This is a genomic window from Acinetobacter sp. YH01018 (genome assembly GCF_013420295.1).
Classification (GTDB): Bacteria; Pseudomonadota; Gammaproteobacteria; order Pseudomonadales; family Moraxellaceae; genus Acinetobacter.
Genome location: NZ_VOYL01000067.1, coordinates 1 through 10,124, shown reverse-complemented (window position 1 = coordinate 10,124; position 10,124 = coordinate 1). Strand labels below are relative to the sequence as shown.

Here is a 10,124-nt window from a genome sequence, read left to right as displayed (position 1 = left end):
TTAGACCTTTAGCCAATTCGGCAGCCATACTTTTGATTGTTGCTTCATCCATGTGAAGTACCTTTTGTAATTATCCTCTGAAGGATAAATGAAAATTAAGTACTTACACAAAATTTAGAACAGTCCCACAAAATCTGAATAATCCCTTCTAAAATTCCTATTTAGGTTGACGGTAAGGCGTTAAAAAAGCCCACTATTATGAGCATTCACTTTGATTCAAATTTATTAGCAAAGTAATTAATCCACGAATAGCATTGTTAAGCACCAACTAAATTTCGAATATTAGTCAAACGCCATTTAGCACCATTCTTCATATGAACCGGCGTTAAATCACCATTTCCATAACATGCCCATTTGCGAAGTGTCACTGGTGAATACCCTAAAATCTTCGCAGCATCAACAGTACTCACAAGACTTGTACCTGATGCAATCAATTGAGCTAATTTTTCTTCTGGTCTTAATACTATTTTCTCAACCATTACAAATTTCCTTACACGACACGGCGCCACAGTTATTGTATTAGAGACAGAATAATATCTTATGTTTTGTTTCATATCTTCATGTGGCCTTAGCTTTAATGCTTGCATTGGCTTGTGTCTTTTTCCCATTCAGCAAATAGGGCTGTAATCTTGCTGTCCTGATTTCAAGTTTTAATGTCAACAATTGTCAACAAACAGAAATCCCAGGGGGCCGTAATGGTGCCATCCAGACTTCAGGTTTTATCAGGTTCAATCGTTGGGTTTTGCTGGGTTCAAATGTTAAGTTTTGACCTTAGCATTTCTTAACAGGTACGGCGTCTGCAACACTAAGACTAAATCCAGACCATAACAATTAATAACAGGCACAGCATTTTAAAAGTCAGGTTTTGTGAGGTTTTCGCTTCCAATCTCTTTTGCTGTCTTCTCGCTATACCCCGCACGCTTCGCCATTGCGTTTCTTTGCTCCGCAAATAGCCATAAACGCCTCATAGACTTTCTTTCATAGGGTTTGTTTCGCAAAACAGGTTTAGTGGTCCTGATAACACCACTTCAAATCATCCGGCACAGTCAAATAAATACCAAGTTCTACCACAGCAAAGTCATACTGCTTTAATACTTTAGGTCGTACTACCCGCAACAATTAAATTAACATAACTGTTCAGCCAGTAGTTTTTTCGTCCATCCTTCATTGGCGTGTTAATACGGCCATCCTTGATACGTGCATACAATTCCTTTTCTGAAATATTTAGGCGCTCTGCGAACTCTTTTACACTTACTCTACGCTCATCCTGTCGAATCAAAGCTTTTTCCAGACTATCGAGCCTTGAAAGGATAGATTGTAATAACTCAGTGTTGCTCATTTCGCTCTCCTTTTGAATAACAGGTTTTAACAAGTTCAACATCATGATGGCGCAAAATTTCGTTTTGTTTAATTAGACCGCACTACTCTAAGGACATTTATTCATTTGTGGTAGAAATACCCTTGACTGATGCTGGTGATTGAATCTGCATGGTGATAATGACCATTTAGCCAATAAAAAGCCCCCGGTTAAGGAGGCTGTTGTTTAGTCGTATGGTATGAATTGATTATTATCATCTCGTAATAACTCTAAGAGCTTAGGATGGATAAATAGCTTTTCTTTACCCAGCTGTAACTCACGTAGTACACCAATTTCCACAAGTTTTTTTAAATATGTTGATGCAGCTTGACGCTTTGCTATGTTTTTATCAACTAAATTGGTTATACGGCTATATGGTTGCTCAAAAATAGTATCAACTAACTCACGTGTATATATTTTATCTGCATGTGTTTTTATATATTCAATAGTATGCTCATGTAGGCTCTTGATAGCTGTAATTTTAGATATAGTCCACTCACTAGTGTTCTTTACAGCTTGTAGCATAAACATCACCCAAGAGCGCCAATCTCCCTCTTTGGTCACATTGAGTAATAACTCGTAATATTGTGATTTATTTTGAATAATGAATCGACTTAGATAAAGAATAGGTAAGCTTAATAAGTTGCAATCCATAAGGTAGAGAATATTTAAAATTCTTCCTGTACGACCATTCCCATCAATAAAAGGGTGAATTGCTTCGAATTGATAATGAGCTATAGCCATTTTCACTAAAGGGTCTAATTCTTCATTGTAATGAATAAATTTTTCCCAATCAGATAATAATGTCCGAATTACATCTTCACCTGCTGGAGGGGTATAAATAATCTCACCTGTATAACTATTTTTTAATGCTGTACCAGTCGTTGCTCTAATACCTAAATCTACACCTTTAATTGTTTGGCATATCTCAATAGTTGTACCTGTACATAGTGGTCTTTCTTTAATTGATTGAACCCCTTTATACAATGCAGTTCTATACCTTAAAGCCTCTTTAGTTGCATGGTCTGCATGTTCATCATTACCTTGCGCATGTTGAAAAAGCTTATCTGTAGTCGTAACAATGTTTTCAATTTCAGAACTGTCTTTTGCTTCTAGTAACGGAATAATATTTATAAGAATCGTTTGATTTGGTATCAATTCCCCAGCCTGCTTTAATTCAGCTAGTGCTGACCTGGCTTCAATACATAATTTTAATACAGCTTTATTTTCCACATCTTGTGATGGGGGTAGATATGGTAAAGCGTTATATGGTTGATCTGCTTGCCATTGGTTCATTACTGTTATCTCATTTTGTGTCGATTTCAATAAGAAAAATCGACATAACTTTTAGTTTATGTCGATAGGATAAACATAACATGCCCTTCATGTCGATATTTTTCATAAAAATCGACATGAAGTTGAAATCATGTCGATGCAATAAACATGATCAGATAAACATGTCGATAAAATCCAAAAGATCGAACATGAGGCTTTTCATATGTCGATGGTATAAATATATTAATGATCATGTATCGATTTAGATGGAGAAAATAAAGATTAAAAGTCTTAACTAGGCTTCATCAAAGCAATTGCAGCTCATCGGCTCGAATCTCGGTTATTTCCCGATCTACTCCACTTTGGTCCTTCCACTTTCTTGTACGTAAGCTGCCCTCTATATAAACCTTTCCGCCTTTTTTAAGGTACTTACTGGCAATCTCGGCCAATCGGTTGCTGGTGGTAATCCTGTGCCATTCTGTAGCCTGTTTACGTTCGCCGGTAGTCTTGTCCTTCCAGTGGTCAGAAGTCGCCACGCTGAATGTTGTAACGCTGCCACCATTGGGAAATTGCTTTGTTTCAGGGTCACGGCCTAGAACGCCCATTACTGTAACTCTGTTTAAGTTTGCCATTTTTCAAATCTCAATCTATATATTTTTCACTTATAGAAAACCTTGCGATTCTGCGATTTTTAGCTGTATGCCTTGCATAGCTTGGCTTTGCGTTTCGCTTCGGGTTTCCGACTTCTTGCGACTTTGCGATTTCTAAATGCGATTTTTATAGCCCCATCTTCACAAATCACAATAAATCGCAGCGTGTCGCAATCAAATCGCAGCCTATTTGCGACTGTGAAAACCTTTACTGGCAAGGCTTTGACATCAAAAATCGCAGAATCGCAGCTATTTCAGTAATAACGGATTCAACTCAATGTATTGAGTTCGGTTAATGGTAGTTAATCTCACAAAATTATGTTCAACCAATTCATCTAAATAACGGTTAAATTCCTTAACTGCTCTTAGCTTGGATGGTGCACCCTTTAATGCCAGATTTTTAGCAAGCTGGTTGGTCTGATCTGCATTGCACTTGTTAATTAAATAACGTGCGAGACGCTCTGCATCACTTTCGGTTTTAACCTCAATATCTGCATACATCGCCCATTCATTTAAAGAATGCTTAACGACTTCACACGCTCCCTTTAGGGTTTTAGCATCAATCCACTGTAAGCCCTCAAAATAAGCAAATACAGTCGCTAGACGGCGCGCTAATTGACTGGCACGACTGGCGAATGCCTGCAGATACTCATAGCGTTTTCCTTTGCCTTGAAGTAACTCAAACATATTGTAGAACTCTTGATCTATCTCTCTTGCCTCATCACTCATAGGCAGAACATAGCGCCCATTATGTAGCTCTTGCTCAGCTTTCACGTGTGGGCAGCCATCAAGTAGATATTCGCAACGTGTCCAGTAGGCTATAAGTCTATGGTCAGTGCTTGCATTCTTATTTCGATAGATTGCGTCCTGTAGGCGTGTGCCTGCTAGGTTTTCGGGAATAGTCAGAATAAATCTAGGTAAAAACCCCTGTCCTCTTAACACTGGATCTTTTAATGCCTCTGCTAATACTTCATGTTGCCCCTGCAGGTTGAACGTCAATCGCACATCATAAGCCCGACCACTGCCGTTTAAATTAGATTTAGATCGGGTACGCTCCACAAAACCATCATCGAATAACTTGGCATAGCCTCCTAGTGCTTGGTTTCGTGTATCACCTTTCATGGTATGGCCACCAAAAAACTGGCCTGCTTCATCACTGGCAATGGATGCATTATTTAAAATGCCATCAATAAAAAGCCCTGCTATAGATTCTAGCGTTATATCGCTATATAGGGTGCTTGGGTCATTCGGTGGAGGATTCTCTGCACAATATGCCTCCCGGTCTTTTTTAGGCAGTCCAGCCTGTCCACTTTTCCATTGCTCAAGCTCTTGTCGGTATGCCTCATACTGTTTACGCTCATGCTTAATTATTGCCTGATCTGCTAGGTTTCGGCTTGTACTCTTACGGCTTCCGCTTTGGCCTTCGGTCAGTAAAAATAAACTGCATGGCTCGCCGTGTGCATTAAACGGATGAGGTGCATTTACTTTAGCCTGGGCAATATGTGACATTGCCCCAATCACACATTGGGCAGTCATGGCAATTGGGGACTGTACGTGTTCAGATATGGCTATCACTGCCTCTTGTGCAAGTGGTGGCAGTGCATGAATCGGGTAAGGATTCAAAGTGGTTTCTGCTTGAGATAAAGGCAATAACTCGCCCCATTCAGTCGGCTTATTTAATCTCTCAATAGCCTCATCAATAAACGCCAGTATTTCGGCTGTGCCATCCTCTTTATTGAACTGATAGAAAAACTCACTCACACCAATTTTTAAATACTGGTTAAGCAATCTTACAGCTGTGTTTTGTTCCAGCTTTTGAAATGGTTCAAGATTTATATGCTCAGGTCGGACTGGTAAATAAAGCTGCTTGTATCCTGCTGCAGATAACTGATTAATCACAAATTGAATTTGTTCAAAATCAAATGGCTTGAGCTGTGTGAGATTTGCATTGCATAAGGTGGGCAATACGACCAATGCAACGGCGTACCCGGTCTGGGCAATCTTAAAGAATGCCTCTAGGCCATAGGTGATAATGACAGGCTGGGCATGGTCAAAATCACCATACCTTGCAAAACCTTTAGCCAGTCCATCAGGAATGACAGCCACACGCTGCCCATCCTGCATAACAGCACATTGAACAAGATCCATTTGCCCATCATAGACAGGCAGAATCAAAGGCTGTTCATAGGTAACGCCGTTTATATCCACGCTGCCATTATCGACATAGATCGGCTGCTCAGGACTGCCAAAACGCTGTATTAACGCATGTGATGAATAAGCATCATTAAACGATACAAGCTGCACACATTCGTTTAAAATAGCATCGGGTGTTATTAGTTCTTTGGGGTGGTCATAATCAAACATTGTGGCTGCCCCCTTTTCCCGTAACCGCATAAACTGCAGTTTCTAATGATTCTTTTAACTGTCCTACTGCTAAGAACAAGCCGTGTATAGCTGATGTTGTGTGGCCTTTGGATAAATAAAAATCTGAGAGTTCTTCAAGTGTGACCAGAATGCCAGTAGCTTGATTAACAAACATTGAAATATTTAGTTTTGTTTTTACACTGGCACTCTCAATATCTTCTAAAGCACCATTTGCCAGCATGCCGCAAACGCTCATCATGGCCTTAGCCTTATCATCTGATAGGCTGCACTGGTCATAGCTTACAAATAAACGAAGTAACGAACCTTCTAGTGATTCAAGAATGACTTGAGCATTTTCTAAAAGGTCTTGAGCTGTTTTATTGATTTGATTTGACATGATTAAGCCTCTCCATCTTGAAAAGCTAGTGGGAGGATTTGTTCAATCATTTCTAGTTTTGTTTGAATTTCAATAATAAGATTGGCGACAATTTCTGCTTTAATCATTAGTCTGTTGCCACCTTCAAAACATTGAAAAGTAGCAATAGAAATATCTTTTGCACTTGCTACTAATTCAAAAGCAACATCTTGAGCATTTAAATGATTGGCTTCGGGATGGGGTGCAAAAAATGCACTGGTATTACTTAAAGATGGGTTATAGGCTTTTTTGATCTGATTCGACATGATTACACTCCCCATACTTTTTTAAGCATTGAGGAAATGCGCTGAACTAATCCCGGTTTTTGTGCAAAGTCTGCTGACTGGATGCGCTGGCGTGTAATTTGATGGATATTTTTAGGCATGGCTGCCTCCTAATATTTTTGAGTTGAGAATCACGCTAACTTGAGAAATTAGGGTGAGGGGATTCACTCTCGGCATATTAGAACCGCCCGACATATTCGGCATTGCTACCTTATTTTGTCGTGTCATCCCCTCATAGAGGGAGTACAGCCTTATTTGCATAGCTGAAATGCTTGCGCTTGATTCTTGCACAGCTTGAGAGGCTAAGCAAAATTTAGGCACAATAAAACCACAATGACGCTGTGGGGTGACGCTAATATGTTTTGAGAGGTCTACAGCATAACCATACTTGGGCATGTTAGCAATACTATTTAATTGATTTTTCATGCTTAAAGCTCCTCTTGTATGATTTCAATTACTTCAATCATTCGTGCTTTTAGCTCTGCCATTGAGAAAACTTTGTCTTCCTCAATATCTATAATTAAACCGACGGCAACATCGTAAATGCTTGCCAAACGTACCTCATCATCTGTCATAGGTTGGTGGCTATCGGCTTGAGTTTTGGATTTAAAATCTATGATTTCGCTCATGCTTCACCTATTGCACACGGTTCAAATTGATATTTGAATTAATCAAAATGCCATCATTCGACAAGCCTACTTGCTGGCGGTTATCCATCATATGCAGTAAATGCTGTTCGGCATCTTCAAAGCTAATACCGAAATGCTTGGCAATATCCTCCAGGCGGTACATTGGCTGGCCGTCATCGGTGTAACCGCTTGGTGGTGGTAGTAGGTTTAGCTCTTTCGCCTTTTGGTGCATTTCCGCTTTGATATGCTCAGGCGTGTAGTGCATTGTCAGGATGAGTGCCTGCTCTGTGATTGGGTGGTGTTCCCCGTACTGCTCAAGCATTGCTTTGTAGTGGTCAAAGGCTTTAAAAAACTCAGGGTGTACATATTTATTCATGGTCTACCCCTTCAAAAGTTAGCTGTAAATTTGCTTTGCATGTTTCAATGCGGACGGCGTTTAAATGCTTTTCGTGTTTACGGCGGTGCATACCATGGCTGTGGAACGTACCTTTATCCTTTGAGACCTTCTCTTGCATGCACAAGCGGTTTAGTTCTTCATAAGCAGTCTGTCTGGCTGAATAGCTCCCAGTCTTTCGAATGCTTGGCAGTACCTCAGAAAATACCCAGTTTTGGAAATTGATTGCTTCGGATTTAATAGATCGAAAAACTATGCGATATAGATTTTCTTCACTAATAAAAGTGAGCATCTGACTACCGCCATTTGTAAGGGTACACAAGCTTGCAACACCCTTTGGATTTAAATTAAATCTACTAGGATTAGCTCTTTGCATTCCCATAGCATTACAAACATCAGCAAGACAAAACAAAGGCTGTCCGTTTACATCAAGGGCAACACGAACGCCATGTTCATTGAAGTTAAATATAGATGGATTCATGCTGCCACCTGCTTAAGCTCATAGCGTGCATGAGTACCCTTACTATTAAGGTTAGGCTCGTTATGAGTCACGATGTCATGTCCGGCAAGACGTAAGCGCTGGATGACGGCGCTAAGGCGGTAGCAGTCAAAATGATGAATGGCCTCGGCCTGTGAAAGTGTTTTGCCAGTTTTAAGGTGGGCTAAAACTTGGGTTTGATGGTTTGTACTCATGCCTTACCCCCTATATTGATTCCGTCCAGGAGGGTTGAAAGGTGGTGCATGGCCTGCTGTTCAGTATCAAGCATTTGTACGATGTGCTTAGGTGAGATATGAACAGTTTTAAGACGTGCTGGCCGGATATATTCAGCAAGGGCATCAATGCGCTTTTTGACAAGCTCCGTATATTCCATAGGCTCATCAATGCCAGCTTTAAGGCTTCGCTGGTACTGGGTATCTAATACGCCGTATAGATCGTTTAGTGTGGCCGATGTGTCTTTTAACTGGCCATGATTAAGAGAGGTCACTAAATCACGGTTATAGATGTCCTTTTGCACAGCGTTTAATTGCCGGCTGGCATTCAATGCAATGGCTTTAATTTGAGTTTTAGTCATAGATTAAGCCTCCATTGTTGCAAGGCTTTGTTTTTGGCTGTTATGCCACTGCATAAGCTCGGCATAGTCAAAATAGACAGGTGACTGTTTAGAGTTGCCTTCTTTGATTGCTTTGGGGAATGTTGGGTCTGTGCGTACCTTATGGCGTAAAGATTCACGGCTTATGTCCAGTAGCTCACAAACGGTTTTGAATTGGACGCGGATTGGTTTGATTGACATAAAAAAACCCATATATGAAAGAATATGGGCTTAGTATCAGTTTGATTTTAATTGGTTTGTGTAAAGCTACTAGCAGAGTTATCTATCAGCTAGCAAAGTGACCTTTCTGCTAGCAGCTCGGTCATTTATTCGGTTGGTAATTTCAGTCACTAATCTTTTAGAGTCTAGCTCGATGTCAGTATCAGGATTTTTTAAATAGAATTCTTTTATAAAATACTTTGCACATTCACCTTTAGATTTCCATTGTTTATTAGTGGTGGGATTTAGTTTTTGAAATAATGAAAACACTTCATCAAAAATCGGATTCATTTTGGTTTGATAATTTTCTGCCTTTGCTCTGCCTCCAGTTGATGCAAATTTTTTTAAGGCTACTTCCGCAGGATCTTTTTTATCGTAGTTGAGATTTCTTTTAAATTCCTCAGCCATACTAATGTCACCATGCAAAACTCTAATAAGCTCAAAGGTGTCATTTTCGTCTATATTGTTAAATAAGGATTTTATTGTGCAGTACCTCCCAAATAGCCAGCAAAGTGTGCTTGCATCATCTTTCATATCCATCCAATCAAAGGTTCTGAATGTGCTGTTAGATTCTTTATGAGTCGATATTCCTTTGATAAAACCGAGCTCTAACCCTTTGCAGAATTCTTGATATTTAAGTTCATCAAAAATATGGTGAGGTCTTGTCTTTAAAGGAATAGTAGAATTATATTTTAGTAAAAAGCTGGTGATATATAATTGTTTCAATTGCGGATAATTTTCTATTTTTTTAAGATTTATAATATTCGAGTAAGTTGCTGAAAGAATTTTAGCTCTTACCCTTTCATACCCTTTCTCAATCCTATGGATTTTTATAATATTTTGATCATAACTGGCAGAACAATTGAGAGAAAAATTGTGCATAAGGGCAGTTAATTCTTTTCTGGTAATAAATTCAAACCCATCTTTTGGCAAACTTAATTGCTTAAGCTTTTTGGTATTAATTTTAATATCATAGTTAACCAGACTCAGAATCTTGTCACGAAATTCATTTAATAAAGCATAAGTATAACTCGTCACACTATAAACTAGCGTCATTTAATGCCTCCCACAGCATCCCCAAATAAATAGCTAAGCCAATCAGATTGGGTATCCGACTTTCGGGAGCTAACCTAGACTTAGCAAACTGAATATAAACGATATTTAATTATGATTGTGTATATTTAGGTAAGTGGTGTGACAAGGTATGTCGCAATAGAATTATACGAATCGCAAACTGTCGCAATCGAATCGCAAATGGTTTGCGAAACGCAATCCCTTATATAGCAAGACATACAAAGCCTATTCGCAAAATCGCAGAGTGAACCGTACCGGGTTTGTCGGAGACTTTTTATTTAAGTTAGGCCACCTGACCTAACGGGTTAATCTTATCATAGTACATTGCTTCAAACTCAAAAGGCGATACATAACCGAGTGCACTATGTACAC

14 protein-coding genes and 1 pseudogene are annotated in these 10,124 nt (G+C 39.4%); all 15 read right to left on the bottom strand.

What is annotated here, in order from left to right:
• Nucleotides 1-257: 257 nt before the first annotated feature.
• Nucleotides 258-479 carry a hypothetical protein gene (locus FTT83_RS14640; protein ID WP_180044516.1) on the bottom strand — a complete coding sequence of 74 codons (222 nt, stop codon included), beginning with the start codon at nucleotides 477-479 and terminating at the stop codon, nucleotides 258-260.
• 617 nt (nucleotides 480-1,096) lie between these two features.
• The gene (locus FTT83_RS14635; protein WP_257224460.1) at nucleotides 1,097-1,339 is read right to left on the bottom strand and encodes an Lrp/AsnC family transcriptional regulator; all 243 of its coding nucleotides are present in this window, start codon (nucleotides 1,337-1,339) and stop codon (nucleotides 1,097-1,099) included.
• A 204-nt stretch (nucleotides 1,340-1,543) separates the two neighbouring features.
• On the bottom strand, nucleotides 1,544-2,653 hold the full coding sequence (gene fic / locus FTT83_RS14630) for a protein adenylyltransferase Fic (protein ID WP_180044513.1): 1,110 nt from the start codon (nucleotides 2,651-2,653) through the stop codon (nucleotides 1,544-1,546).
• Nucleotides 2,654-2,940: 287 nt separating this feature from the next.
• A pseudogene (gene ssb / locus FTT83_RS14625) lies at nucleotides 2,941-3,264 on the bottom strand (single-stranded DNA-binding protein); the annotation flags it as partial.
• A 267-nt stretch (nucleotides 3,265-3,531) separates the two neighbouring features.
• Nucleotides 3,532-5,646: a DUF3987 domain-containing protein gene (locus FTT83_RS14620; RefSeq protein ID WP_180044509.1), complete on the bottom strand. Its 2,115-nt coding sequence runs from the start codon at nucleotides 5,644-5,646 to the stop codon at nucleotides 3,532-3,534.
• Complete coding sequence (locus FTT83_RS14615) at nucleotides 5,639-6,043, bottom strand: hypothetical protein (RefSeq protein WP_180044507.1); 405 nt, start codon at nucleotides 6,041-6,043, stop codon at nucleotides 5,639-5,641. Before FTT83_RS14615 ends, FTT83_RS14620 begins: the two co-directional genes overlap by 8 nt.
• 2 nt (nucleotides 6,044-6,045) lie before the next feature.
• Nucleotides 6,046-6,327: a hypothetical protein gene (locus tag FTT83_RS14610; protein ID WP_180176798.1), complete on the bottom strand. Its 282-nt coding sequence runs from the start codon at nucleotides 6,325-6,327 to the stop codon at nucleotides 6,046-6,048.
• Between the two features lie 111 nt (nucleotides 6,328-6,438).
• A complete protein-coding gene (locus tag FTT83_RS14605) occupies nucleotides 6,439-6,771 on the bottom strand; it encodes a hypothetical protein (RefSeq protein WP_180044503.1) in 333 nt (110 codons plus the stop codon).
• Nucleotides 6,772-6,773: 2 nt separating this feature from the next.
• On the bottom strand, nucleotides 6,774-6,974 hold the full coding sequence (locus FTT83_RS14600) for a hypothetical protein (RefSeq protein WP_180044501.1): 201 nt from the start codon (nucleotides 6,972-6,974) through the stop codon (nucleotides 6,774-6,776).
• A 7-nt stretch (nucleotides 6,975-6,981) separates the two neighbouring features.
• Nucleotides 6,982-7,350 carry a hypothetical protein gene (locus tag FTT83_RS14595; RefSeq protein ID WP_180044499.1) on the bottom strand — a complete coding sequence of 123 codons (369 nt, stop codon included), beginning with the start codon at nucleotides 7,348-7,350 and terminating at the stop codon, nucleotides 6,982-6,984.
• Entirely contained in the window at nucleotides 7,343-7,849 is a 507-nt protein-coding gene (locus FTT83_RS14590; RefSeq protein WP_180044497.1) for a BRO family protein, read from the bottom strand. Before FTT83_RS14590 ends, FTT83_RS14595 begins: the two co-directional genes overlap by 8 nt.
• Nucleotides 7,846-8,061 carry a helix-turn-helix domain-containing protein gene (locus tag FTT83_RS14585; RefSeq protein ID WP_180044495.1) on the bottom strand — a complete coding sequence of 72 codons (216 nt, stop codon included), beginning with the start codon at nucleotides 8,059-8,061 and terminating at the stop codon, nucleotides 7,846-7,848. The genes FTT83_RS14590 and FTT83_RS14585 overlap by 4 nt, the downstream gene beginning before the upstream one ends.
• Nucleotides 8,058-8,441, bottom strand: coding sequence for a hypothetical protein (locus FTT83_RS14580; RefSeq protein ID WP_180044493.1), 384 nt, complete (start codon nucleotides 8,439-8,441; stop codon nucleotides 8,058-8,060). The genes FTT83_RS14585 and FTT83_RS14580 overlap by 4 nt, the downstream gene beginning before the upstream one ends.
• A 3-nt stretch (nucleotides 8,442-8,444) precedes the next feature.
• A complete protein-coding gene (locus FTT83_RS14575; RefSeq protein ID WP_180044491.1) occupies nucleotides 8,445-8,660 on the bottom strand; it encodes an AlpA family transcriptional regulator in 216 nt (71 codons plus the stop codon).
• Nucleotides 8,661-8,738: 78 nt separating this feature from the next.
• Nucleotides 8,739-9,734: a hypothetical protein gene (locus tag FTT83_RS14570; RefSeq protein WP_180044489.1), complete on the bottom strand. Its 996-nt coding sequence runs from the start codon at nucleotides 9,732-9,734 to the stop codon at nucleotides 8,739-8,741.
• Nucleotides 9,735-10,124 lie beyond the last annotated feature (390 nt).